This window comes from Tenacibaculum sp. 1B UA, assembly GCF_033978845.1.
Classification (GTDB): domain Bacteria; phylum Bacteroidota; class Bacteroidia; order Flavobacteriales; family Flavobacteriaceae; genus Polaribacter.
Window position 1 is genome coordinate 569,768 of the sequence record NZ_JAKVUA010000001.1, and the last position, 25,420, is coordinate 595,187.

Sequence of the window (25,420 nt, forward strand, 5' to 3'; positions counted from 1 at the left end):
TTTGTGTTTAGATATAGTAATTTAATTATCTTACTCCAGGTGTAAAGGCACCAGGAGCATCTTGAGGTGCATTTGTAGTACCTGCATCTCCTGTATCATTCCAAATATCCCATTCTGAGAATGTATATGTTGGGTTTCCTTGTGTTACTGAAGCTTTACGGTAAGCTCTACCATCTTCAAATTCATGATTTGTACCAGATCCATCTTCCCCAATAACTCCAAAGATATCAATTACAGTTCCGCTTGGATCTACCAATTCTAATTGGTCGTCTCCATTAGAATCAGCTGCAGCAGAAGTAGACTCCATATCAGCAGTAACACCATATATACTTGAGAGTTCTGCAGCATTTTTGGCAATTACAAAAGTACTAGTTCCAGCTATGGTTTTACCAGATAAGTCAATTGAAGAGGTTGATGAAGTTGCACCATTTGTATATCTTCTAATTGTCCAACCTGTTAAGTCTATTGCGTCAGTTCCTGAATTATATAATTCTATAAATCTTGCATTAGCATTGTTGTTAGGGTCTGCTAATTCAGAAAAGAAAATAGTATTGGTAGTAGTGCCACCTCCACAAGTAGTATAATTTTCAGTAAAATTAATATCAGCTTCGTTTCTTAAATAGATTTGAGGAGTACCTTCATAAACAGTCATAATACCTGTTATAGCTCCTTTTTTATCATTTACATTATTGTTAGCAAAAGTTGCCTCTTTTCTAACATAAGTGGTTAATGGAGTGCCATCACATTCAGCAATTAACTCATTGTTACCGTCATAAATTTTGGTATTGTCTTTGAATTGTACTCCATCAATTTGTACTAATTTACTTTCGTAATCACCAGTTAAAGCTTGAGCAAAAGTGATAGTCTCAGGAGTAGGTAAGGTACCAGCTGTTTGGCTTATGATACTTGATGGAGAAAGGTTTAGTTGTAATAAATCGTTATGCTCACTTAATTTAGCGCCTCCAACTGCGATTTCTACTTCGTCTCCTAAGTTTAAGTTGTGATCTCCACTAAAACGTAAAGCAATACCTGCAGTAGCATCTTGAGCAAAAGCACTTAATGAATGTAAGTTACCAGAAGCTAAATCAGAAGTAATAACTACTTTTATTTTTAAGTTTTTTGTAACTGTTGCTTCTCCACTACCTTTATAAAAGGTTTTAACTTCATTTAAAGTAGCATCAACAGGAGGTGTATTACAACCATATTCTTCAGTAAAGTTAACATCGTTAGTATCTCTAATAAATAATTGGTAATCGCTGCTGAACTTTCCTAAAATAGCAGTAATACTTCCTTTTTTATCTGGGATAGGGTATGATTTAAAAGTTGAGAAACCACTAGTTCTCATGATAATAGATTCAAAAGTTTCGCAACTTACGAAGTTTCTGTTAACTGAAGAAGTGTTGTTAGGGTCAGGGTCAGCATAGGTTAATCCTTTTTCTTGAGCTTGTACCCCATCAATTTTAATTAATGTATTGATGTGAGCATCAGTTAACTCTCCAATTGTTAAGTTGGTTGGTACTATTTCAGCAATTTCAGAAGATCTATCAATAAAGTCGATATAATCGTTTGCATCAATTCTATCCGTACTGTAACCATTTAAAACACCTATTTGAAAAGAAGCAAAGTATTTACTTAACGCAAGTCCTTTTAATTTAATGTATATTTTTCTACCCACATTATAACGAGCTCCTAGGTTAGTGTCATCTATTCTTACTTCTAAACCTACAGTTGGATTTTCTGGTTTATCTTGAATAATAATTGATTTAAAAAAATTACCTTCTCTATCGTCAGAAACTACATAACCATAAACAGTAACGTCTTCAGTAAACTCTACAGGATCGCCATTGTATTGTGCAATAATTTCGTCTAAAGACTTTAAGTTCTTGTATTCTTTATCTGGTCCTATTGTTGGTAACTCAAAGTCGTTGTTATCAACACATGAAGCAGAGATTGCAATAAAAAGTATTGCAAAAATCTTGTATAAATTTATTTTTTTCATTTTGAGTGTTTTTTTAGAATCTATAATTTAAGTTTAAGAAATAAGTAGTACCTCTACCGTACCAGTATTTATTTCCGAAGGTTGGTGTACCGTTAGCATTATCGTCGCGTAATTGGTGATAATTTGCATTTCTTCCTTGTTCGAAGCCACCTGTTTTATACTCTTGGTTGAATAGGTTACTAACACTAGCAAATAAACCAATGTATTTACCATCGCCTACTTTCCAAGATTTTCCACCGATAGCATTTACAACCATATAATCATCAAATTGCTCTTGAGTTAATAATTGTCTAGCTAACACTGGGTCGTAATCTGCAAAAGCAGCTCCGTCTGCATCACTTATAAAATTAGCAGTTCTTCTAATGGGAGAAACATCTACATAAGCTTCATCCATATAGTTTGCTGTAACACTAATAAACCAATAATCTGGATCTCTATACTCAAAACCAAAAGAGTATGCTTTGTGAGGTCCTGCAGCTAGTTTATAATCTTTAAGAGCAGCAGGTCCCATATCTCTTTTACCATCAACAAAGCCTTCTGTATTAGCGTTTTCAGTAGTAATTACAAGATTTGGATTGTTATTATAGGTGTACTGACCAATATTAGCTGCTCCCTTTAATTTAATTGTAGGAGTAACCTGCGCTTCAATTCCAAACTCAACACCAAAATGTCTTTTGTCTATATCAGTTAAGATTTCTTGGATAAATGCCGAAGTATCTCCTCCAATACCATCAGCAAAGAAGAATGAAATTTCAGTAGCATCTTTAATATCCGTGTAATAACCTGTAATTCTTGAAGTAATTAAAGGGCTTCTAAAAACATAGCTAACATCTCCAGATAATATTTTCTCACTATTTAACTCGGCAACATCCGCAACAGTATTATTGTTAGACCTTGAGTTGGCAAAAGAGTTACGCAGAGATGGTGCTTTTGTAATATAACCTCCGTTTACATCAATTAAGTGACGACCAGAAACTTTATAGGTTAATCCACCTTTAGCTCCGTAGTTAAAGAAATCTAACTTGTTCGATTTTCCATAAGAGTTAGTTGGGAAATATCCATTTTGGAACAAACCTTCTCTTTGGTGCGTAGTGTTGTTCGCTTGTCCTGCTACATAAAAATCAACTTTGTTGTATTTGAATTGTAACTGAGCAAAACCTCCATATACTTCAGAATTGAAGATATAATTGTATTTAAAGCGGTCTCCTAAACCAATTGTTCTATTAGGAGTTAAAAGGTTACTTTGTTGTTGGTCAAAAGTATCACCAAAAGTATTTACATCCAGATAGCCTGTAGCCCCAAGCATATCTATTGGAGAAGCAAAGTTTTCAGATTTTAACTTTCTGTACTCACCACTAGCTGTTAGTGTAATATTTTCGTTTAATTCAGAAGATAAAATCATATTAGCTGTTAATTGCTGATCATCGTTTCTATCTTCATATAAAATTACACGAGCATTTTCTGGGTTTCCTTGGTTTCCAATATATAATTCATCCCAATCAATTTGTCCATCATTTTGGAAACCAGTTAATGATTTATAGGCATTTTCATAATCTGGTCCATTAGGATCTGATAAATACCAGCTTGGTAACTTTCTGTAATACGTAGGATCAGGATTGTTAGCACCATTATAATCTAAACGACTATTACCGATTTCTCCAAATTGAAAACCAATATTAGTGTTTAATGTAGTGTTTTCAGAAAGGTTCCAATAGTGGTTCAACATAACAATTGGTTCGTATAATCTCTTAACTCTTGAGTTTCTGTTTTTGTCTCCTTGTTTTCCCCAATATGAGTTATAACGAATTCCTTTAATATCAAAAACTTCTTGAGTATTTGGTGAAGATTTTCCTCTTTCGTTTTCTGCAGCAATCACTGTTAAGTTTAAGCTGTGCGCATCGTTAATTTGTTTTTCAAGTGACAAAAAGATAGAGTTAGCATCGTAAAAAGTACCATCAACATACCCTTCATTACCAGCTCTTCTACTACCAGAAACAGTTATTGCCCATCCGTTTGCTAATAAACCAGTAGAGTATGTAGCCATTAAACGGTGACTATAACTTCTATTAGAAGAAGCGTAAGAAATACGTCCTCCTTCGCTATATTCTGAAGCTCTGGTATTAATGTTTGTAGAACCTAAAACACCACCAAAAGCGTAGTTTGAAGGAGTCAATCCATTACTAAATTCCTGATTACGTAATACATCGTTTAAACCTCCCCAATTACTCCATTGAGGTCTTCCGTTGTATAATTTGTTCATCTCAATTCCATTAATCAAAACTTTACCGTTTTCAGAATCTAAACCACGCACTCTGTAAAAAGAACCACTCCATTCAAAAGCAGCAGTACGTAAATAAACATCTCTAGAAGCTTGTAATAAACCAGAAATGTTATCAGCAGCACTTGTATCATCATTTAATTCATCGTCTGTAATAGTAATGGTGCTTAAATCTTGATCTTCAGATAAATCTTCATACATAAAGATTGTACCTAAATTTACTGTTTTTCTAGATAGTTCTACTGGAAAGTTTTGGGTTTCATACCCGTTTAATGATACCGTTACAATTTGTCTTCCGTTTGGTAAGCCATTTAGTGTAAAAGCACCACTAGCGTCTGTAGTACTGGAGACGTTAGCTTCTTTTACACTTACAGAAACACCTTGCATAGGTTTTTCGGAATCGCCGTTTATTACGATTCCCTTTACAATATTTTGCGCATTCAAGCCAAGCATGCCTGAAAGAAACAATAACATTGTTATCGTAAAATTTCTCATAAATAATTTTTTATAAAATATTTGAATATGTTAATTCCCATGGCCGAGAAATGCGGCAAAAGGGAAGCAAAACTACGAAAAATCTAATTATGTTAATATTAAGTTAATATTATGAAAGGTAACATTATATTAATTATGGGTTTTGGCTCGAAAATTGTTTTATTTTTGCCACCTAAAATTTATAAAATGAGAAACATAACTACTTTTTTAATGTTTATTTTTGTTGCATTTTCTATTTATGCACAACAAAATCAAAAAAAATATAAAATAAGAACGGTAGGTTTTTATAATTTAGAAAACCTTTTTGATACCAAGAATGATCCTGAAAAGAATGATGAAGCAAGTCCTATCATGGAAATGAAAGGAGATAAAGAAGAGGTTTATTGGGATAAAATTGACAAACTTGGAGAGGTAATCTCTCAATTAGGAGTGGAAAAGGCTAGAACTAGTCCAGCAATTTTAGGTGTAGCTGAGGTTGAGAATAAAAAAGTTTTAGAAGATTTGGTAGCATCTGAAAAATTAAAAAAGAAGCGTTATAGTATCATTCATTTTGATTCTCCAGATAAAAGAGGGATTGATGTGGGATTGTTATATCAATCACGTTATTTTAAGCCAATTCATTTCGAGGCATTCAACCCTAATATATATGACCAGAATTATAAAGTTTATACACGTGATATTTTGTTGGTATCAGGATATTTAGATGATGAATTGATACATATTATTGTTAATCACTGGCCATCTCGAAGAGGTGGGGAAGCAAAGAGTAGACCATTACGTGAAAAAGCGGCTTATAAAGTGAAGCAAATTATTGAAAAAATTAAACTGAATGACCCAAATCCGAAAGTGTTAATAATGGGTGACTTTAACGATGACCCTATCAATTCTAGCTTTAAATCTGTTTTACAAACTAAGAGTAAGAAGAAGAATGTAAAAGAGGGCGATATTTATAATCCGTACGAAGATATGTTTCGTCGTGGATTTAATACATTAGGGTATAGAGACAATATTAATTTGTTTGATCAAATAATGTTTACTTCTCAACTATTAGACAAAGGAGAAAAAGATTTTTCAACCTATAAAATGTTTAAGTCTGGGATTTTTAATAAACGTTTTTTAACTCAGAAGAGTGGTCGTTATAAAGGGTACCCTTTTAGGAGTTTTTCTTATGGAAAATATACCGGAGGGTATAGTGATCACTATCCAGTATATATGTACCTAATTAAAGAAGATTAGATTAAAAAGGCTTACAATTTTTGTGAGCCTTTTTAGTTTTTACATATGTCATTTAGATAATTATTCATTCTTAACTGGAATAAAGTTCCTTTTAAAAGATCGTCTATTTGCCATAATTCAACTGAAGAAACTGCTATGCTAACTTTATCTGAAGGAGTTTGTAGTAAAATAGACCTACAGTCTTTTCCTTTACTACAAGTAGCACAATTTTTTTGAAGCTTAGAGTCCGTTACCTTATCTAAAAATAATTCTATTTCTTGTTCTGTTAAATGAAATCCTGTATCTCTAAATATTAATTGAACTAAGTTTAAGTTGTTTTCTTTCCAGTGAAAAGAAATGCCTATGTTGTTGTCGTATATTTTAGTAATTCCGTCCATAACTATATTTATATCGATAACAAATATAAAAGTTTATTTGGAATTATTCTAAATAAAAAAATATAGGTCTTTTACTATTTTAAATCTTTTAACATTAACTGAATAGAAGTATGTCCATTCCAAGTGTTCTCATCTAACGTATAAGCAACGTCAAAATCATTTTGGGTAAGGTTTATTTTATTTCCTAAACCAAAACCTATAGCATTATATGTTTTTTGGTCTGAACCATAAATGAGATTCAATCTTAAATGACTCTTATCTGCGCCAACTTGTTTACCATAACCGTTATCTCTTACCGCTGAAGTAGTAAAAATGGGTTTCATATTTAGTGGGCCAAAAGGTGCCATTTGTTGAATAATACGGAAAAACTTAGGAGTAATTTCTGATAAGTCAATCTCAGTGTCAATCGTAATTTCTGGCGTTAATAAATTTTTGTCAATGGTGGAAGCAACCACTTCTTCAAATTTATTTTTAAAGTTTTCATATTGCTCGGGTAATAAAGTTAGTCCCGCTGCATATTTATGTCCACCAAATTGTTCAATGAACTCTGAACAATTTTCTAAAGCATTATACACGTCAAACCCTTTTACTGAACGAGCAGAGGCGGCTAATTTTTCTCCACTTTTAGTAAATACCAAAGTTGGTCTGTAATAGGTTTCGGTTAAACGAGAGGCTACAATACCAATAACCCCTTTGTGCCAATTTTCATCAAAAACTACTGTGGTGTATTTCTCTTGCTCGTTGTTATTTTCAATTTGAAGTAAGGCTTCTTGGGTAATTGCTTTATCCAGTTCCTTTCTGTCAGAATTGAATTTTTCAATAGCAGAAGCAAATTCTATTGCTGAATCAAAATCCATTTCGGTTAATAATTCAACGGCATAGTTTCCGTGTTTCATACGTCCAGCGGCATTTATCCGCGGAGCAATGATAAAAACTACATCGGTAATGGTAAGTTCTTTTTTTTGCAACTGATGGATGATGGCTTTGATGCCATTTCTAGGTTGTGAATTGATAACTTGTAGCCCGTGATACGCTAAGACTCTATTTTCACCAGTCATAGGAACTATATCAGCAGCAATGGCTGTAGCAACTAAATCTAAATAGGGGATTAAATCTTCAATCGTTTGATTTCTTTTTGAAGCTAATGCCTGAATTAATTTAAAGCCAACACCACAACCACATAATTCATCATACGGATAGTTACAGTCTATTTGCTTAGGGTTTAAAACAGCAACCGCTTTTGGAACTTCGTTCCCAGGTTTATGGTGATCACAAATAATAAAATCGATATTTTTTTCAGTAGCGTAGGCAACTTTATCAATAGCTTTAATTCCGCAGTCTAAAGCTACGATGAGTGAAAATCCGTTGTCTTCGGCAAAATCAATTCCTTGATAAGAAACACCATATCCTTCTTCATATCGATCAGGAATATAGGTTGCAATATTAGGATGTATTGTTTTTAGGTAAGAAGATAGTAAAGAAACAGCGGTAGTTCCGTCAACATCGTAATCGCCAAAAACTAAGATGTTTTCGTTGTTTATTATAGCTTTTTCTACACGTTGCACAGCGATTTCCATATCCTTCATTAAAAAAGGATCGTGTAAATCACTTAACGAAGGACGAAAAAAATGTTTAGCTTCATCAAAGGTTTCTATCCCACGTTGTACTAAGATTTTAGCCAAGGTTGTATCGATGGCTAGTTCTTTGGCTAATTGTTTTACTTTATTGGTGTCTGGTTGCGGTTTTAATGTCCAGCGCATAGCAATTTTATCGAAAATAGATTAGTTATTATGTAAGTGAATAGCAGTAGTTACATCAGCAAATTTTCTAAACATTTCCATAACACCACAGTATTTTTCTATCGATAAATCTACTGCTTTGTTAATTTTTTTCTCGTCTAAATCACTTCCGTAAAAATGATAATCAACTAATACTTTGTGGTAATATTTTGGATGCTCTTCGGTTAATTCACCAGTAACTACAATTTTAAAATCGTCAATCTTTACACGCATTTTTTCTAGCATAGGTACAATGTCTAAACCAGAACAACCTGCTAACGATGAAAGCATCATAGCTTTAGGTCGTAAACCAGTATTACTTCCTCCGTGCTCTTCAGAAGTATCAATAACTATTGAATGCCCACTTGGGTTATCACTTTCAAATTGCATGTTTTCTTTCCAAACGGTTGTAACTGTGTTTGTTGCCATATCTTGATAATTTTTTGTTTATTGCGTAAGTAAGTCGATGTGCGTTTCGACTTAATTGTCTAAATAGTAACACAAACTTACAGTAAAAAGTTAGTATTAAAAACTTAAAAAATAAATCTATGCCTTTAGTAACTCCTTTAGATCCAAATCATGATGCAGAAACGAAACAATTATCTGATTTTTATAATGAAACCTTAGGTTTTTGCCCGAATTCGGTATTAACTATGCAACGACGACCAGAAATTTCCAAAGCATTTATCAATTTAAACATAGCAGTAATGGCTAATCACGGTCGCGTAACTTCTGCTTTAAAACGGATGATTGCTTGGGTAAGTAGTAATGCTACAGGTTGTCGTTATTGTCAAGCTCATGCAATTCGTGCTGCCGAACGTTATGGAGCAGAACAAGAGCAATTAGATAATATTTGGGAGTATAAAATACACTCTGCTTTTTCTGATGCGGAACGCGCGGCGTTAGATTTTTCATTAGCAGCTTCAATGGTTCCAAATATGGTAGATGAAAAGATTAAAGAGGAATTATATAAGTATTGGAATGAAGGAGAAATTGTGGAAATGCTTGGAGTTATTTCTCTCTTCGGATATTTAAATCGTTGGAATGATTCTATGGGAACAAGTATTGAAGATGGTGCGGTTGAAAGTGGTGAACAATATTTAGGAAAACATGGTTGGGAGAAAGGAAAGCATGTGTAGATAGAATTATTAGAAATAGAAAAGCTCGCAATTGCGAGCTTTTTTGTTACATTTTTTTAAGAATTACTTTTTAAGTAAATCTCTAATTTCGGCTAATAATTCTTCTTGGCTAGGTCCTTTTGGAGTCTCTGGAGCCGGTTCTTCTTTTTTCTTCATTGCGTTTACCGCTTTTACTACCATAAACATAATAAAAGCTACAATAATAAAATCGATAACATTGGTTAAAAATTCACCATATAATATGGCAACTTCTCCTGTTATTTTACCTGCTTCATCAGCAACACCTTCTGAGATTATGTATTTTAAATCTTTAAAATCAGCGTTAAAAATTAGTCCAATTAAAGGAGAAACAATTCCTCCAGTGAAAGAAGTCACTACTTGCTTGAAAGCAGCCCCCATAACGAAACCTACTGCAATGTCTACTAAATTACCTTTCATCGCAAAGTCTTTAAACTCTTTGAGCATTCCCATATTTTTGATTTTTAATAGTTAATTGAACTGAAAAATATAAAAAAATTAGTTTTTAACCAATCTTTTTATACGTTGAGATAAGGCAGTAAGTATTTCATACGAAATAGTTTCACACTTATGAGCCATATATTCTACGTGTTGTTGATGGTTGAAAATAATAACCTCGTCACCTTCATTACAATCAATTTTGGTAACATCTACCATAATCATATCCATACAAACATTTCCAATGATAGGAGCTGGTTGATTATTAATGAACATAAATCCATTTTTATTTCCTAGTTTTCTTGATATACCATCTGCATGTCCTATAGGAATGGTTGCACTTCTTGTAGGTTGACTAGCAACAAAAGCTCTATTGTAACCAACTGTTTCACCTGGTTGAACTATATTGATTTGAGAAATTATAGATTTAAGTGTATGTGTATTTTTAAGTTGAGAGGTTTCTTGTTTATCATTTCCAAAACCGTATAATCCTATGCCTAAGCGAACCATGTCAAATTGAGCTTGAGGATAATTGATAATTCCAGAGGTGTTTAAAATATGTATCATGGGTTGATACCCTAAATGCTCATAAATTTGTTTTACGATGTAGGCAAAGTTATTTATTTGACCTATAGTGAAATTTTGTTCATTAGGATCTTCACTAGCAGCTAAATGAGAAAATATTGATTCAACTTTTATGTTGTTTGATTTCTTTAGCTCAGCAACAATAGAAGGAATATCAGTATGCCAAAAGCCTAATCGATTTAATCCCGTATTAAATTTTAGGTGTATAGGGTAATTCATTAAAGGCTCTTCATCAGCAAGCTTTAAAAAAGCATCAAAAATTTTAAAATTATATAGATTGGGTTCTAAACGATACTTAACAATATCTTTTAAGTTTTGAATTTGAGGGTTTAGAACTAAAATAGGAGTTGTAACCCCTGCTTCACGTAATATTATTCCTTCGTAGGAATAAGCAACCGCAAAATAATCAACTTGGTCTTGTACAATTTTAGCAATCTCTGTTGATTCGCTTCCGTAACCAAAAGCTTTAACAACTACTAATATTTTTGTGGTAGGTTGTAGCTTTTGTTTAAAATAGGCTAAATTGTGTAGTACAGCTTTAGGGTCAATTTCTAATACGGTAACGTGATTATTATTCATTTTTGCTTTCTTTTTTATTATGCGTTTTGTGCTCTTTCATAGCTTTGTAATAGGCAGCTCTACTTAGTGGCTCGTATTCTTGGGTTTCGCCTAAAAATACTAAATCCTCACTTTGAGCTTTTCTGTAGCTATAGTGGGCTAAGTTTCCTGTGCGAGTACAAACAGCATGTACCTTAGTAACGTATTCTGCAGTAGCCATTAAAGCAGGCATTGGTCCAAAAGGTTTTCCTTTAAAATCCATGTCTAAACCAGCTACAATAACACGAATTCCTCTATTAGCTAAATCGTTACAAACAGCTACAATTTCATCGTCAAAAAACTGTGCTTCGTCTATTCCGATAACATCAACATCATTAGCTAATAACCTAATATTTGAAGATGCAGGAACTGGTGTAGAACGAATCCTATTTTCATTGTGAGATACAACTTCCTCATCGTCATATCGAGTATCAACTGAAGGTTTAAAAATTTCAACACGTTGCTTAGCAAACTGAGCACGTTTAAGTCTACGGATTAATTCTTCGGTTTTTCCCGAAAACATTGAGCCACAAATTACCTCAATCCAACCAAATTGTTCTGTATGATTTACTGTATTTTCAAGAAACATTTTGTAATTTTAAGCTCTAAATTATTGATTTTTGTATTACTTTCGAATAAGGAACAAATTTATTAAAATTTAACAGCAAAAATTAAAATCAAACAACAACTTATGCACAAAAAACTAGCATCGGATTTAACCAGTTTAGCACACAGTATCTTACAGATGAAAAATAGGGAAGATGTGTTTGAGTTAAAGCAAAAGGCATATGAGGTTTACGAAAAACTATCGGTTTTAGCGTATGTAGAAGAATATATAAATAACACTCCTAATCCTACAAAAACTAAAGAGGAGTTGTTAAAAGATGTGTTGCTTGCTGAAGAAAAAAAGGAAGCAGAAGTTGTCGTAGAAGAAGTTACTTCTAAGGAAGAAAAGATAAGTGTTGAGTCTAAGGAGGAAGTTATAAGAGACTTGAAAGCTGAGGTAGAAAAAAAGGAAGAGTTAATTCAAGAAGAGATAAAAGTAGAGGAACCTGTAGAGGAAAAGATACAGGAGGGAGAACTTTTAGAGGAGAGAAAAGTACATCACTTAGAAGAAGATTTAAAAGAAGGTTTTGAGCAAGAAGCAGATGAAATAGCTGAGAAAGTAATTCAAGGGATTAATGAAGAAATAACTACTAACGATATCATTGAACAACCTTTTGGTGAATTAGAAGAGTTGCTACATGGCGATGCTGAAGATGTAAAGAATGATGTAAAAGATGTAGGAGAAAGGAAAATACCAACTTTAGAAGATGAGTTACAAGGTACGATTTCGGTAGATGTAATGACAGATTTATTTACCAAAGCAGAACCTAAGAAATCACTAAACGATCATTTTCAACAAACGATTCAGATAGATTTAAATGATAGAATTGCTTTTGTGAAACATTTATTTAACGGAGATCAAAACGATTTTAATAGAGTAATATCTCAGTTGAATACCATTAAAACAGAAAAAGAAGCAAAAAAGTTCATTAATAAAATGATTAAACCAGACTATGATTGGTCTGAAAAAGAAGAATATGAAAATAGACTGTTAGAAATTATTGAAAGAAGATTTGCTTAAAACATAATTAAGATTAATAACAAAAATATGGAGCAGAAGTATATTTTTTGCATGAAGTGGGGTACATTGTACGGAGCAGAATATGTAAACCGATTATATTCGATGGTGAAACGAAATTTAACCTATGATTTTAAAATGGTTTGTTTTACTGATGATAAAAAAGGAATTATTGAAGAGGTTGACTGTTATGAAATACCCGAAATGAATATTCGTACGGATATTCCAGAAAGGATGTGGAAGAAACTAACAACTTTAAAAGAAAATCTTTATGGTTTAAAAGGAACGGCTCTCTTTTTAGATTTAGATATAGTTATAGTTGATAACATAGATTGTTTTTTTGAAGTAGATGGAACTTTTAGAATAATTAAAGATCATAGTTGGAGAACATGGAGAATTACGGGGAATTCATCAGTATATAGATTTCAGATAGGGAAACATGGGTATGTCTTCGATGATTTTTTAGAGAAATTTGAAGAAATAAGAAAAGTACACAGGAACGAACAAGAATATTTAACTCACAGTATTAACGATAGAGGGCATTTGGAATATTGGCCAAAAGAATGGTGTCCAAGTTTTAAGTACGATTGTGTGTCTAGGTTTCCTTTGGCATTTTGGAAAACACCAGTTATACCTAAAGGGGCAAAAATTATTATTTTTCATGGGGAAATTAATCCACATAAAGCAATAAAGGGAGGAAGAGGAAAATGGTACCGATATGTAAAAGCAGCTCCTTGGGTAGAGAAATACTGGAAATAAAAAAGAAAAGTGCACTTAAATAGTGCACTTTTTTAAACTTTAAAAGTAAGCATTGGTCGTATTGCATTTTTTGATAGGTTTTTAGTAATACTTCCATTGAATATGTGAGATAAACCACTTCTTCCATGAGTGGCTAATGCAATAATATCTGCATCAATTTCAGTAGAGAAGTTTAAAATCCCTTTTTCGATAGAAGAATCATTATAAGCATTTATAGTGTAGTTTTTTAAACCATATTTATCGATGAATTTTTTAATACGTTGATTGGTTTCTTGAGTGTTTTCAAATTTTTGAGGAGTATTTATTTTTAATAAGTGAATTGTACTATCAAAACTTTTAGCAAAATCTAAAAACCGCTCAAAGGCTTGATTTTTATTAGGCTTAAAACTTGAAGCAAAAACAATGTTCTCAGGGTTAAAATCATCTCCATTTTTTTTGGTGACGATAACAGGGATATTAGAGTTTCTTACAACTTTCTCGGTGTTAGAGCCTATAAGAATTTCCTCTAAATTCGTGTGACCTTTGGCTCCCATAACAATAAGATCTGTTCCGTTTTTTTTAGAATAATCTTGAATTCCATCATAAGGGGTCTGAAATCGGATAGCATGTTTGATATTGTCGTTTTTAGGAAAAAACATTTTTTTGTAATCAAGCATCCTGTCGCGAACTTTTCTAATATACAACATGCTTTCTGGGATACTGAAATTAACTCCTGATCCCATATCTACAAATCCAGTAGGAAGTTCAACCATATGAAGTAGGTGAACTTCGCTGTTAGCTTTTTTAGCTATTGTCGAGGCTAACTTCGAAGCGTACTCAGAAGGTTTTGAAAAATCGATTGGTACTAGTATTTTTTTCATAATAAGAAGATTTAAAGAGAGATAGTCATTTAAATATACGAAAAAACAACTTAATGTAACAAGGAAAAGATATTTGTGTGTTAATGAATAACTTACTATATTTGCAGCAAATTTATTAATCAGATAGATGAAGGGGACGTGAGTCCCCTCTTTTTATACCTAAGATGAATCAAGAACGAGTTAAAGAATTATTACAAGAAGCCTTACAAGAAAATGAGTCGTTATATTTAATTGACTTACAGTTTTTGGCAGATAATAAAATAAAAGTAATAGTAGATGGTGATTCAGGTGTGCCACTAAGCGAATGTATTCGTATTAGTAGAAATATAGAACATAACTTGGATAGAGAAGAAGAAGACTTTTCGTTAGAAGTTACCACGCCAGATATTGCACATCCAATAGCTGTAAAGCGTCAGTATAAAAAGAATATCAATCGAATTCTAAAAGTTAAAACAGCAACTGAAGAATTTGAAGGAACATTAACTGAGGTAACAGAAGACACTATTACCTTATTTTGGAAAGCAAGAGAGCCTAAACCAGTAGGTAAAGGAAAGCATACGGTAGAGAAAACAAAAACACTAGCGTATCAAGATATTAAAGAAGCAAAAGTGAAGATCATATTTTAATTAGAGAATGAAATGGAAAATATTGCGTTAATTGAATCATTTTCGGAGTTTAAAGATAATAAAAGTATAGACAGAGTAACATTAATGTCTATCTTAGAAGAAGTATTTCGTGCAGCCTTAAAACGTAGGTTTGGGTCAGATGAGAACTTTGATATCATTATTAACCCAGATAAAGGAGATTTAGAGATTTGGAGAAACCGAGTGGTGGTAGCAGATGGAATGTCTGAAGACGATAATGAGGAAATTGAACTCTCAGAAGCAAGAAGAATTGAACCAGATTTTGAAATTGGAGAAGATGTTTCTGAAGAAGTAAAGCTAGTAGATTTAGGAAGACGTGCCATTTTAGCATTGCGTCAAAACCTAATTTCTAAAATTCACGAGCACGATAGTACAAACGTTTTTAAGCAATTTAAAGATTTAGAAGGAGAAATTTATAGTGCAGAAGTACACCATATTCGTCATAATGCTGTAATTTTGTTGGATGATGAAGGAAATGAGATTGTTTTACCAAAGAGTGAACAGATTCGTTCTGACTTCTTTAGAAAAGGAGATGCAGTTAGAGGAGTGATAAAATCAGTAGAGTTAAGAGGTAATAAGCCCGCTATTATTTTATCAAGAACTTCGCCAGCGTTCTTAGTGAAATTATTTGAACAAGAAATTCCTGAGGTTTTTGATGGTTTAATCACTATTGAAGGTGTTGCAAGAATTCCTGGAGATAAAGCAAAAATAGCAGTAGATTCTTATGATGATAGAATTGATCCTGTTGGAGCTTGTGTTGGTGTAAAAGGATCTCGTATTCATGGTATTGTACGTGAATTAGGAAACGAAAATATTGATGTAATCAATTACACTAAAAACGAACAGTTGTTTGTTTCTAGAGCATTAAGTCCTGCTAAAGTTACTTCTGTAGATATTCAGATGTACGAAGAAGAGAAGAATGGTAAAAAAGGACGTGTAAACGTTTTATTAAAGCCAGAAGAAGTATCAAAAGCAATTGGTAGAGCTGGTGTTAATATTCGTTTAGCAAGTGAATTAACAGGTTACGAAATAGATGTTCAAAGAGAAGGAATTGAAGAAGAAGATGTAGAGTTAACAGAATTCTCAGACGAAATCGAAGCTTGGGTAATTGTAGAGTTCAAGAAGATAGGTTTAGATACAGCAAAGAGTGTTTTAGAAAAAGACGTATCAATGCTAGTACAGAGAACTGATTTAGAAGAAGAAACAATATTAGATGTTCAACGAATTTTAAGAGAAGAATTCGAAGACTAAAATATATAAAGGAAGCTAGTTTCCTGTTTTTAATGCAAAATCTAGCAAAAAAGAGAAAAAAAGCATAACTATACTTAGCATGTATAAAGTGTGTTTTTTCAATAAAAAAGTATAAAATAATATATGGCTGAAGGCAAAAAATTAAGACTAAATAAGGTTTTAAGAGAACTAAACATTTCTTTAGATAGAGCTGTAGAACACCTAGCTAAAAATGGCTATGACATAGAAGCTCGCCCTACTACCAAAATATCAGATAAAGAATATCAAATTTTATTTGATGGTTTTCAAACTGATAAATCTAAAAAGGTGGCCTCTAAAGAAGTTAGCGAAGAAAAGAAAAAAGAGAAAGAGGCAATTCGTCAGCAATTAGAACAAGAGCAAGAAAAAAAGCGATTAGAAGAAGAAGCAAAAAAACAAGAAGTTTTAAAAGCCAAAGCTGAAAAGTTAGAACTTAAAACTGTAGGTAAAATAGATGTTGAAACTGGTAAAGCTGTTGAAGAAAAACCAAAACCAACTAAAAATGAGTCAACTAAAGTTGAACCAGTAAAAGTAGAGCCTGCAAAAAAAGAGGAGAAGGTAGAAGAACCTAAGAAAGAAGAGTCTGTTCAACCAGTTCAAGAAACAAAAAAAGTTGAAGAACCAGTAAAAGTTGAAGAGAAAAAGCCAGAGCCTCCAAAAACTGAAAAACCCAAAAAACAAACAGTTAATACTCCTAAAAAGGAAGTGAAAAAAGAACAGCCTAAAGAAGTAAAAAAGACTGTTGATAAAAAGGTTAAAGAGGTGAAGCAATCAGAAAAAGAGACTGAGGTTACTCCAGAAAATGCTGAGAAAATTAAAACTCAGTATAAGAAATTAGAAGGTCCTAATTTTACAGGTCAAAAGATTGATTTAAAACAATTTGAAAGACCAAAGAAGAAGAAACCAGAAGCTAAAACTGACGGAGATAAAAAGAAACGTAAAAGGATTAGTAAACCAGGTACCCCAAGTACAGGTACAGGAGCAAGACCTCAAGGAAATAATAGAGGAAGTGGTCCAAATCGAGGAGGCCAAAGAGGTGGAAACAGAGGAGGTCAAAGAGGTAGAAGACCAGCTACAGCTCCAAAAGAAGAATTAACAGAAGCACAAATCCAAAAACAAGTTAGAGAAACCTTAGAGAAACTTCAAGGTAAATCTAAAAAAGGAAAAGGTGCAAAATACCGTAGAGACAAAAGAGACGCACACCGTCAGCAAAGTGAGGCTGAATTACAAGCTGCACAAGCAGAAAGTAAAGTGTTAAAAGTAACAGAGTTTGTTACGGTAAGCGAAGTAGCTACGATGATGGATGTTCCTGTTACCCAGATTATTTCTAGCTGTATGATGTTAGGAATGATGGTAACAATGAACCAACGTTTAGATGCTGAAACATTACAAATTGTAGCAGAAGAGTTTAACTATACAGTTGAATTTGTAGGTGCTGAAGTAGAGGAATCTATAGAAGAAACTGAAGATAAGCCAGAAGATTTAGCCACTCGTGCACCAATTATTACAGTAATGGGACACGTAGATCACGGTAAAACTTCATTATTAGATTATATTCGTAAAGCGAATGTAATTGAAGGGGAATCAGGAGGTATTACGCAACACATTGGTGCTTATGCAGTAAATGTGGGAGATCAAAAAATAGCTTTCCTAGATACACCAGGTCACGAGGCCTTTACAGCAATGCGTGCACGTGGAGCTCAAGTTACCGATTTAGTAATTATTGTAGTAGCTGCCGATGATGATGTAATGCCACAAACAAAAGAGGCAATTTCTCATGCACAAGCAGCAGGAGTTCCAATTATTTTTGCAATAAATAAAATAGATAAGCCTAACGCGAATCCAGATAATATTAAGACGCAACTTTCTTCTATGAACTTATTAGTAGAAGACTGGGGAGGTAATATTCAATCACAAGAAATTTCTGCTAAAACAGGGCAAGGAGTTGATGAATTACTAGAAAAAGTATTATTAGAAGCAGAAGTATTAGAGTTAAAAGCTAACCCTGATAAGAATGCAAATGGAGCTGTTGTAGAAGCTTTATTAGATAAAGGTAGAGGATATGTATCTACAATTTTAGTACAAGCAGGTACCTTAAAAATTGGAGACTATATGTTAGCAGGAAAGCATAGTGGTAAAGTAAGAGCTATGTTTGATGATAAAGGAAGAAAAGTATTAGAAGCAGGACCTTCTACACCTGTATCAATTTTAGGGTTAGATGGAGCACCACAAGCAGGTGATAAATTTAATGTATTTGAAGATGAGCGTGAAGCTAAACAAATAGCAGCTAAACGTTCTCAGTTACAACGTGAGCAATCAGTTAGAACACAAAAAACATTAACGCTTGCAGAAATTGGTCGACGTATTGCATTAGGAGACTTCAAAGAATTAAACATCATCTTAAAAGGAGATGTAGACGGTTCAGTAGAAGCTTTAACAGATTCGTTCCAGAAACTATCTACAGAAGAAATCCAAGTAAATATTTTACATAAAGGAGTTGGAGCAATTACCGAGTCTGATGTATTATTAGCAACTGCTTCAGACGCGATTATAGTAGGATTTAACGTACGTCCACAAGGAAATGCACGTTCAGTAGCAGATAGAGAAGAGGTTGATATCAGAACATATTCAATTATCTACGATGCTATTAATGACTTGAAAGATGCCATGGAAGGAATGTTATCTCCAGAGATGAAAGAAGAGGTTCTTGGTAATGTAGAAATTAGAGAAGTTTATAAAATTTCTAAAGTTGGTAACATTGCAGGATGTATGGTGATGACAGGGAAAATTACAAGAGATTCTAAGGTTCGTGTAATTAGAGATGGAATTGTAGTTCATGATGGTGTATTAACGTCGTTAAAACGTTTTAAAGACGATGTTAAAGAAGTAACTAAAGGATACGATTGTGGTCTTCAAATAAAAGGATATAACGATATTAAAGAAGGAGATACACTAGAAGCTTATACTGAAGTTGCAGTTAAGAAAAAACTTAAGTAATCACTTACTTTAATATAGAACATAGAAGGCACCTAGTTGGGTGCCTTTTTTTGTATTTAGCATCTAAAATTGGATTTTTATATTTGTTTATTACTAGGTGTTTTAAAAAAAGATGTTATTGTCAATTATTGCTAGCAAGTGATGTTTAAAAGCCTTAAAATGCTACAGGAACTATTATTTTATGAATTATTGTGATGATAGCTGTATGTGTATGTTTACAGAAGGTCAAAAAAACTAGCAAGGATACAGTATTTGTGTTAGGAGGATTTAGAGCTACTATAGCAGATTAATTTATTTTAATACGAAATTCATATATTAAGACGTTCTTTATTTAAAAGAGCGTCTTAATATTATCATAAACTAAAAAAGTAAGAATAGATGAAATACCTAAAAATAATAGTTCCTGTAGTGTTTTTATTAATGATGAATTGTGTAGCACAGAATCAAACAAAAGAGTTTGACAAAATAGTTTATGAAGCTCAAACAAGAGGAAGTTTGGTGCAATTAACTGTTGAAGGAAATAAGTTATCGTACAAAACGTATGAAAAGGAAGGGGCTAAAGAAGTAACTAAAGAACAACTAGAAGAATTAAAGACTATAGTTAATGAGTTAAATTTAGAGGAAATAAGAGATCTAAAAGCACCAAGTGAAAAAAGAATAACTGATGGAGCCTTGCATGCGGTATTTACGATTAAAATAGCTGATAAGGAATATAAATCAAGCATATTCGATGCTGGTAATCCGCCAAAAGAATTAAAAAAACTAGAAGGTTTTTTCTATAACCTTTCAGGGTTAAAAGAATAAATAAAAAACCGAGCAATTTGCTCGGTTTTTTGTTAAAAGAAAGAATATTAATTCTTTTTATAAATTTTACTTTTTTTACCGTTTTTATCAATAAAATAGAAACCTTCAGGTAGGCTTTTAATAACATCAGTTTCTTCTGTTTTATTGTTGACTGTAGTTTCATTAATTTTATTCCCGTTTACATCATGAATAGTTAATTTAGTGGGGAGTTTAGCACTTTTTCTTTGGGTGTTGTAAAAGTATAAATTTCTAGAAGAGTAAGTGTTGTTTTGTTCTCCATCTGAGCCTTCGTCTACGTCATTATTTTTATCAATTTTTATATGTAAATAGGCTTGACCTGATATACCGTAAGTGCTTGTTAGTCCCCAATAAGATAAACTGTAACTTCTTGTTTGTGATGTTCCAGGGTTAACATTACTGAGATCATATACTTTAATCTCTTTAGCTTTATTTATATCATTCTCTGTAGATAAATAAACACCTATTTTACTGTTACCAGAACTAGTGTTACCTTCATTGTCAATTTGTAAATAGATTTGTAGTTCATCATTTGTGTATAGATAATGTGTAATGTTAGTAGAACTTAATGATTTTGTTGTTGTGCTTTCACCAGGTACACCAGTAGTTGAATTACTAGTATTGATAATTAAATCAGCATTTCCTACAGGGCATCCATTGTTAGAAGAAGGACCTGCTTGGTTAGGGCAGTTGTCTTGCCAGTTTTGTACTCCATCACCATCAGAATCTCTATTATCCTGTGAATCACAAACGTCACCTATACTATCATTATCCATATCGCTTTGATTACTATTTGAAATACTTATACAGTTATCTTGGCTATTCAAAACACCATCTCCATCATTATCTCCATCAGGAAATATATAGGTGAAGGTTTTAGTTAAACCAGCATATTTTACCACCAAAAAAACTTTTTATTTAGTTGGGTAGAGTAATCTATAAGAGAATTGTTCCACCAATTTTTTAAAGTATAAGAAGAGAATATTAAGTCAACATCATCCTCACGGTTCCAATAACTTCTGGCTATTTCATTTGAAGAGTTTACAGCGTCTTTGTAAACAATTACGTCTACTTGATGGTATCCATGTGTTCCATAGCTATAGTCACCTCTAATTTTAAATTCAAAATCAAATCTTGTGCCAGCAGGAAAGGCTAGTCCTTTTGTTTCATTTACCTTAAAGTCTATAACATCTATGGCCTGAGAAAAGCATGAGAAACTTAAAATGAATAATGTAATTAATGTAATTTTTTTCATAGTTTTTATATTTTATAAATTAATCGCTATAAAAATCAAGATTTTCCCTCGTTTATGAGTTAACCAGAGATTACTAAAAAGTAAATAAACTATAAAACAAAAAAACCGAGCAAATTGCTCGGTTTTTTGTTTTTGTTTGGAGATGTAAGTTTTTATTGTCTAGTCCATCCAGCTCCCCAAGTAGCATAGTCTGTACCAGTAGCAGTAGCATTTTCAGTAACGAAATCAGCATCAGCAAAAGCAACACCTGTATCATTTTTTATTTTTACTGTAACATCTTCAAATTTTACATCAGTAGCTTTTAAGTCACCAGAAGTAACACCATTACCAGTAGGGTTATCAGTAGCATCACCATCTAAATCAAATCCTTCAGCAAAACCTATTAACAAAACATTGTTAAAAATACCTTGAGTACCTGCTCTTAAACGGATAGCTTCATTTGCAGTTCCAGAACCTAACCCTTCAATAGTTAAGTTAGTTACTGTTGGTTTAGAGAAAAATTTAGGGTCAGATAAGTTTCCTATATCAGTGTTGTAACCATCGGCTTCAATTCCTTTATCATGGTCAGTACCATGCTTTACATAAGCGTCTGTAATAGTACCAGAGTATCCTTCAGTCCAGTCGATAGAGTCATCTTCAGCATTAACAATAGATACATTACTTACATTTACAGTTCCTCCGAAGAATTCTACACCATCATCTTTTCCTTCAAACATTTGAATATACTCTACAGTTGTACCATTACCAACTCCGTAGAAAGAAAACCCGTTGTTTTCAGATTGTCCATCTGCTTTACCTCCTGAGTATTCAACTCTTACATAACGTAAAGTACCTGAATTATCGTCAGCTACATTTCCACCATAAGGTAAGCTTGCAATTTCAGAAGTTGAAGTAGCTGTACCTCCAGTTACAGAGTTGATAGGAGCTTTACCTAATAAGATTAATCCTCCCCAGTCACCTGCATTAGGAGTAGTAGCGCTAGAAGTAAAAATAATAGGTTGACTAGAAGTTCCTTCTGCTATAATTTTTGCTCCTTGAGAGATAGCTAAATAAACATCAGCACCTGTTGCAGCAGCTTTAATAACTGTTCCAGCAGGAATTGTTAAAGTAGTACCATCTTCAAATATAGTTGGTCCTGTAATTGTGTATGCTTTAGAAGCATCTAATGTTAAATCAGTAGTGTAATTTCCTTTTAACTCGATTGCATCATTATTGTTTGATCCATCTCCGTTGTTATTTGTGTTATTTGTAACACTATTGTCATTAATAATAATATCTGCTGTATCATCATCCCCACATGAAGCAAATAAAGTAGCGGCTAAAGCTAATCCTAATAAAAAATTATTTTTCATTGTTTTAAAGTTTAATTGTATTTCTTTTATTGAGTTTATTTTTGTTAAAATTTGTATTTAAGTCCTAAGCTTATGTTAGTTCCTCTTTTGTATTCAGATAGAGTTACATCTCCAATTGAAGTGTTTTCTCTAACTCTTTTTATAGATGGATCTAATAAGTTCTTGGCTTTTAAGTCAACTTCCCAGTTTTCTCCGAATTTATTTTTCCAAACAAAATCGATACTAGGAACTCCTTTTTCAATAATATTACCTAATTCACCAGCTCCCAAAGCATCAATTCTATCAGAGAAGTAAGAGAATACTAAAGAGGTTATTGGTTTATAGTTTTTAAACTGAGTAGGTGTGTAGTTTAAGTTAGCATTGATTAAGAAAGGAGAAGCCCCTTGTAATTCATCACTATCTCTGTTAAATGTTGTAGCATACCCTGAAACTCCTTTAATTTCTTTTTTTAAGTCTTGATCAGTATGCATATAAGTGAAGTTAAAACCTGCAGACATAACAGTATCATCATCTTCGTCTTTAACTAAGTTTTTACGTACTTCAATTTCAACACCAGCTACAGTAGCTTTATCTCCAGTTCTGAAATAACGTTGGTTACCAGCGGCACTATTTGCAATTACTAAGTTTACTGGATCGTTGATTTGCTTACCAAAAGCTCCAATAGATAGTAATTCATCTCTTGAAATAAACCACTCGTATTTTAAATCTAAGTTGAAGATTTTTGAGAATGAAGGGTTGTCTAATAAATCTGGATTACCTCCAATTCTTTGCCCAATTCCTTCATAAATAAATGGTGCAACCTCTTTAAATTCAGGTACAGATATAGTCTGGCTAAAGTTGAAACGTAAATTTTGATCTTCGTTTACAGCATACTTTATATTTAAACTAGGTAAGAAAAATGTTTCAGATGCATTTCTAAAACCAGGGTCTTTAGGGTTAATGTTAATTACATCGTAAGAAATTTCTTGGTTAAAAGACTCTATTCTAATACCAGGAACAAATACCCATTTTTCACCAGATTTAATTTCTCCTGAAATATACCCTGCATGTATTTTTAATGTACCGTTATAGGTGTTTTCATATAAACCAGGTAAACTAGCAATATTGCTGTTTTCAAAACCAGGTAACTTTCTGAAAACATCTAGTTTAAATATTTTTCCTGTTTGGTTTTTAAATATTTGAGCATTGTTAATGTTGAAAATATTGTTAAAATTATTTACATCAGAAACTTCATATTTTGAATCTAAAATATCATAACCATATCTAATATTGTTAAAGTCTCTTTCTTTAATTCTTCCATTATACCCAAAATTGAATGTTAAGTTGTCAGTAGCTTGGTAAGCTAAATTAACTCGGCTATTTAGTTCTTCATCAATAATTTTTTGGAAGTAACGTTGGTTGTCAAATGAGTTATTTGTATAAAAAACTGCATTTGTATTCGGGTCATTATCTAAAGTGTTTTGAAAATTTTCTAAACTAATTCTTTTTCTGTCTGGTTCATGAGCAAATACATTGTTATAGCCAATTCCCCAGCTTACTTTAAGTTTGTTGTCTTCAAAGTTATGTTCTCCAGTTAATTGATTAACAAATACTAAATCTTGATTGTACTGAACATTCATCTGATAGAAACCTTCATCAGTATTATTTAAGGCATCTCTGTTTTTACCTAATCCTTTAAAACCGTAGTAACCTACTTCGTCACCTGAGTTATTTAAAAATAAAGATGTAAGCTTGACTTTATTATTATCATCAATTCTGTATAGAGCACTTAACATTGCTGTTGTTGAAGTAGAGTACTCGTATTCTTTAGCGTTAGGATATTCTTTTTTAAATACATTTGAAAAGTCTACGATAGGTCCTTCTCTGTATTCAAAACCTCTGCTAAATGATGCTGTACCAAAAAGACTTAATCTACTACCGTTTTCAAAATCGAATGATTTACCAGCGTTTAAGCCAATAGAATTGTTGATTGGGCTTCCTGCTTTTACAGGATCAACTCCATGAGAAAGAACTACTGCAAAAGGGTTGTGTTTAAAACGATTGTAATAACCGAAGTTTCCAGTTCCTTCGCTTTTTCTGAAGCCCTCTCCCATAGCTCTGGAATTAACACCTGAACCTATACTCACTTCTACAAAACCATTTCCTCTGTACTCTTTAGAAGAGATATTAATATTACCAGCGGCAAAGTCTCCGTAAAAGCTTGATGAATAAGCTTTGCTAATTGATACGTTTTGAATTATATCAGAAGGGAATAAATTCAGGTCTATATTTTTCTTGGCGATGTCATTAGAAGGTAATGAAAGACCGTTCATCGTTGTGTTTAAATATCTATCGCCTAAACCACGTACATATACATTACTTGATCCTTCTTGTTTAGAAACACCAGATATTTTTGAAACAGCGCCCGCAGCATTAGAAATACCTTTAGAGGAAAGCTCTTCTGCTCCGATACTTTCTTTGATAACTGTTGCCTTCTTTTGTTCTAATAATAAAGCACTTGCTTTATCCTTACTGGTAGAAGCTTTAATTTCAACTTCATCTAACGCAACCCCTTCATTTGCGGCTAACTCTTGATTAACTGTTGTTGTTTCGTTTGCTTTTACTAATATTGATTTTTCAACTGTTTGATAACCAACAAAACTAAAAACAATAGTTTGATTTCCTGTAGGCACACTAAGCGTGTACTTACCATCCATATCGGTTGTCCCCCCGATTGAAGTTCCCTTAATAAAGACATTAGCAAACGGTAATGCCTCACCACTCATCTCTTTGTCTGTCACAGTTCCTGTTACAGTACCTTTACTTTGCGAAAATGCAAAGTTGCAAAGGCTTAAAAGAGTAATAATAATTATTTTTTTCATTCTAACTAACTTGTGTTCTTAAATACCCTGCAAAAGT

General features: G+C 32.8%; 21 protein-coding genes. 8 read left to right on the plus strand and 13 right to left on the minus strand.

Translation table 11 applies throughout. The features are described 5' to 3' along the window. Window positions 1-25: 25 nt before the first annotated feature. Both MK851_RS02705 and MK851_RS02710 read right to left on the minus strand, forming a co-directional pair. Complete coding sequence (locus MK851_RS02705) at window positions 26-1,999, minus strand: DUF5689 domain-containing protein (RefSeq protein WP_320241187.1); 1,974 nt, start codon at window positions 1,997-1,999, stop codon at window positions 26-28. Window positions 2,000-2,012: 13 nt separating this feature from the next. Then, window positions 2,013-4,772: a TonB-dependent receptor gene (locus tag MK851_RS02710; RefSeq protein WP_320241189.1), complete on the minus strand. Its 2,760-nt coding sequence runs from the start codon at window positions 4,770-4,772 to the stop codon at window positions 2,013-2,015. A 186-nt stretch (window positions 4,773-4,958) separates the two neighbouring features. Between MK851_RS02710 and MK851_RS02715 the strand changes: the two genes are divergently transcribed. Further along, a complete protein-coding gene (locus MK851_RS02715; protein WP_320241190.1) occupies window positions 4,959-6,008 on the plus strand; it encodes an endonuclease/exonuclease/phosphatase family protein in 1,050 nt (349 codons plus the stop codon). Between the two features lie 32 nt (window positions 6,009-6,040). Here the strand turns inward: MK851_RS02715 and MK851_RS02720 are convergent, their stop codons facing one another. From MK851_RS02720 to MK851_RS02730, 3 genes are all read right to left on the minus strand, one after another. Continuing rightward, a complete protein-coding gene (locus MK851_RS02720; protein WP_303505399.1) occupies window positions 6,041-6,385 on the minus strand; it encodes a hypothetical protein in 345 nt (114 codons plus the stop codon). A gap of 74 nt (window positions 6,386-6,459) precedes the next feature. Further along, window positions 6,460-8,145, minus strand: a complete 1,686-nt coding sequence (gene recJ / locus MK851_RS02725; protein ID WP_320241193.1) for a single-stranded-DNA-specific exonuclease RecJ — start codon at window positions 8,143-8,145, stop codon at window positions 6,460-6,462. 21 nt (window positions 8,146-8,166) lie between these two features. Next, window positions 8,167-8,592 carry an OsmC family protein gene (locus tag MK851_RS02730; protein WP_320241194.1) on the minus strand — a complete coding sequence of 142 codons (426 nt, stop codon included), beginning with the start codon at window positions 8,590-8,592 and terminating at the stop codon, window positions 8,167-8,169. 119 nt (window positions 8,593-8,711) lie between these two features. Between MK851_RS02730 and MK851_RS02735 the strand changes: the two genes are divergently transcribed. Continuing rightward, entirely contained in the window at window positions 8,712-9,302 is a 591-nt protein-coding gene (locus tag MK851_RS02735; protein WP_320241196.1) for a carboxymuconolactone decarboxylase family protein, read from the plus strand. Window positions 9,303-9,365: 63 nt separating this feature from the next. On the opposite strand, the gene mscL is transcribed toward MK851_RS02735, so the two are convergent. The 3 genes from mscL to MK851_RS02750 are packed head-to-tail and all read right to left on the minus strand — an operon-like array spanning window position 9,366 to window position 11,529. Then, window positions 9,366-9,767, minus strand: a complete 402-nt coding sequence (gene mscL / locus MK851_RS02740; protein ID WP_320241280.1) for a large-conductance mechanosensitive channel protein MscL — start codon at window positions 9,765-9,767, stop codon at window positions 9,366-9,368. A 51-nt stretch (window positions 9,768-9,818) separates the two neighbouring features. Beyond that, window positions 9,819-10,922, minus strand: coding sequence for an alanine racemase (gene alr / locus MK851_RS02745; protein WP_320241197.1), 1,104 nt, complete (start codon window positions 10,920-10,922; stop codon window positions 9,819-9,821). Then, window positions 10,915-11,529 carry a thymidine kinase gene (locus tag MK851_RS02750; RefSeq protein WP_303505407.1) on the minus strand — a complete coding sequence of 205 codons (615 nt, stop codon included), beginning with the start codon at window positions 11,527-11,529 and terminating at the stop codon, window positions 10,915-10,917. The genes alr and MK851_RS02750 overlap by 8 nt, the downstream gene beginning before the upstream one ends. A gap of 102 nt (window positions 11,530-11,631) precedes the next feature. Between MK851_RS02750 and MK851_RS02755 the strand changes: the two genes are divergently transcribed. After that, on the plus strand, window positions 11,632-12,567 hold the full coding sequence (locus MK851_RS02755) for a hypothetical protein (RefSeq protein ID WP_320241199.1): 936 nt from the start codon (window positions 11,632-11,634) through the stop codon (window positions 12,565-12,567). A 51-nt stretch (window positions 12,568-12,618) separates the two neighbouring features. After that, the gene (locus tag MK851_RS02760) at window positions 12,619-13,323 is read left to right on the plus strand and encodes a glycosyltransferase (RefSeq protein ID WP_303505412.1); all 705 of its coding nucleotides are present in this window, start codon (window positions 12,619-12,621) and stop codon (window positions 13,321-13,323) included. 32 nt (window positions 13,324-13,355) lie between these two features. Here MK851_RS02760 and MK851_RS02765 read toward each other — a convergent pair whose 3' ends face one another. Further along, window positions 13,356-14,183, minus strand: coding sequence for a universal stress protein (locus MK851_RS02765; RefSeq protein ID WP_320241202.1), 828 nt, complete (start codon window positions 14,181-14,183; stop codon window positions 13,356-13,358). 164 nt (window positions 14,184-14,347) lie between these two features. On the opposite strand from MK851_RS02765, the gene rimP reads away from it, so the two are divergent. The 4 genes from rimP (at window position 14,348) to MK851_RS02785 (ending at window position 19,897) form a co-directional block, all read left to right on the plus strand. Further along, window positions 14,348-14,809 carry a ribosome assembly cofactor RimP gene (gene rimP / locus MK851_RS02770; RefSeq protein WP_115899840.1) on the plus strand — a complete coding sequence of 154 codons (462 nt, stop codon included), beginning with the start codon at window positions 14,348-14,350 and terminating at the stop codon, window positions 14,807-14,809. A gap of 12 nt (window positions 14,810-14,821) precedes the next feature. Then, complete coding sequence (gene nusA, locus MK851_RS02775) at window positions 14,822-16,078, plus strand: transcription termination factor NusA (RefSeq protein ID WP_303505418.1); 1,257 nt, start codon at window positions 14,822-14,824, stop codon at window positions 16,076-16,078. A 123-nt stretch (window positions 16,079-16,201) separates the two neighbouring features. Then, entirely contained in the window at window positions 16,202-19,093 is a 2,892-nt protein-coding gene (gene infB, locus MK851_RS02780; RefSeq protein WP_320241206.1) for a translation initiation factor IF-2, read from the plus strand. A gap of 378 nt (window positions 19,094-19,471) precedes the next feature. Beyond that, a complete protein-coding gene (locus tag MK851_RS02785; RefSeq protein ID WP_320241207.1) occupies window positions 19,472-19,897 on the plus strand; it encodes a hypothetical protein in 426 nt (141 codons plus the stop codon). Between the two features lie 47 nt (window positions 19,898-19,944). Here MK851_RS02785 and MK851_RS02790 read toward each other — a convergent pair whose 3' ends face one another. The 4 genes from MK851_RS02790 to MK851_RS02805 form a co-directional block, all read right to left on the minus strand. Further along, entirely contained in the window at window positions 19,945-20,817 is an 873-nt protein-coding gene (locus MK851_RS02790; RefSeq protein WP_320241209.1) for a thrombospondin type 3 repeat-containing protein, read from the minus strand. Further along, window positions 20,811-21,170: a hypothetical protein gene (locus MK851_RS02795; RefSeq protein ID WP_320241211.1), complete on the minus strand. Its 360-nt coding sequence runs from the start codon at window positions 21,168-21,170 to the stop codon at window positions 20,811-20,813. Before MK851_RS02795 ends, MK851_RS02790 begins: the two co-directional genes overlap by 7 nt. Before the next feature lie 152 nt (window positions 21,171-21,322). Continuing rightward, the gene (locus MK851_RS02800) at window positions 21,323-22,522 is read right to left on the minus strand and encodes a multidrug transporter (protein ID WP_320241213.1); all 1,200 of its coding nucleotides are present in this window, start codon (window positions 22,520-22,522) and stop codon (window positions 21,323-21,325) included. A 44-nt stretch (window positions 22,523-22,566) separates the two neighbouring features. Next, complete coding sequence (locus MK851_RS02805; RefSeq protein WP_320241214.1) at window positions 22,567-25,383, minus strand: TonB-dependent receptor; 2,817 nt, start codon at window positions 25,381-25,383, stop codon at window positions 22,567-22,569. Between the last annotated feature and the right edge of the window lie 37 nt (window positions 25,384-25,420).

Excerpts from the sequence above, each read along its gene's own strand:
- MK851_RS02705 (WP_320241187.1), bottom strand. The coding sequence starts at position 1,999 with ATGAAAAAAATAAATTTATACAAGATTTTTGCAATACTTTTTATTGCA.
- MK851_RS02710 (WP_320241189.1), bottom strand. The coding sequence starts at position 4,772 with ATGAGAAATTTTACGATAACAATGTTATTGTTTCTTTCAGGCATGCTT.
- MK851_RS02715 (WP_320241190.1), top strand. The coding sequence starts at position 4,959 with ATGAGAAACATAACTACTTTTTTAATGTTTATTTTTGTTGCATTTTCT.
- MK851_RS02720 (WP_303505399.1), bottom strand. The coding sequence starts at position 6,385 with ATGGACGGAATTACTAAAATATACGACAACAACATAGGCATTTCTTTT.
- recJ (WP_320241193.1), bottom strand. The coding sequence starts at position 8,145 with ATGCGCTGGACATTAAAACCGCAACCAGACACCAATAAAGTAAAACAA.
- MK851_RS02730 (WP_320241194.1), bottom strand. The coding sequence starts at position 8,592 with ATGGCAACAAACACAGTTACAACCGTTTGGAAAGAAAACATGCAATTT.
- MK851_RS02735 (WP_320241196.1), top strand. The coding sequence starts at position 8,712 with ATGCCTTTAGTAACTCCTTTAGATCCAAATCATGATGCAGAAACGAAA.
- mscL (WP_320241280.1), bottom strand. The coding sequence starts at position 9,767 with ATGCTCAAAGAGTTTAAAGACTTTGCGATGAAAGGTAATTTAGTAGAC.
- alr (WP_320241197.1), bottom strand. The coding sequence starts at position 10,922 with ATGAATAATAATCACGTTACCGTATTAGAAATTGACCCTAAAGCTGTA.
- MK851_RS02750 (WP_303505407.1), bottom strand. The coding sequence starts at position 11,529 with ATGTTTCTTGAAAATACAGTAAATCATACAGAACAATTTGGTTGGATT.
- MK851_RS02755 (WP_320241199.1), top strand. The coding sequence starts at position 11,632 with ATGCACAAAAAACTAGCATCGGATTTAACCAGTTTAGCACACAGTATC.
- MK851_RS02760 (WP_303505412.1), top strand. The coding sequence starts at position 12,619 with ATGAAGTGGGGTACATTGTACGGAGCAGAATATGTAAACCGATTATAT.
- MK851_RS02765 (WP_320241202.1), bottom strand. The coding sequence starts at position 14,183 with ATGAAAAAAATACTAGTACCAATCGATTTTTCAAAACCTTCTGAGTAC.
- rimP (WP_115899840.1), top strand. The coding sequence starts at position 14,348 with ATGAATCAAGAACGAGTTAAAGAATTATTACAAGAAGCCTTACAAGAA.
- nusA (WP_303505418.1), top strand. The coding sequence starts at position 14,822 with ATGGAAAATATTGCGTTAATTGAATCATTTTCGGAGTTTAAAGATAAT.
- infB (WP_320241206.1), top strand. The coding sequence starts at position 16,202 with ATGGCTGAAGGCAAAAAATTAAGACTAAATAAGGTTTTAAGAGAACTA.
- MK851_RS02785 (WP_320241207.1), top strand. The coding sequence starts at position 19,472 with ATGAAATACCTAAAAATAATAGTTCCTGTAGTGTTTTTATTAATGATG.
- MK851_RS02795 (WP_320241211.1), bottom strand. The coding sequence starts at position 21,170 with ATGAAAAAAATTACATTAATTACATTATTCATTTTAAGTTTCTCATGC.
- MK851_RS02800 (WP_320241213.1), bottom strand. The coding sequence starts at position 22,522 with ATGAAAAATAATTTTTTATTAGGATTAGCTTTAGCCGCTACTTTATTT.
- MK851_RS02805 (WP_320241214.1), bottom strand. The coding sequence starts at position 25,383 with ATGAAAAAAATAATTATTATTACTCTTTTAAGCCTTTGCAACTTTGCA.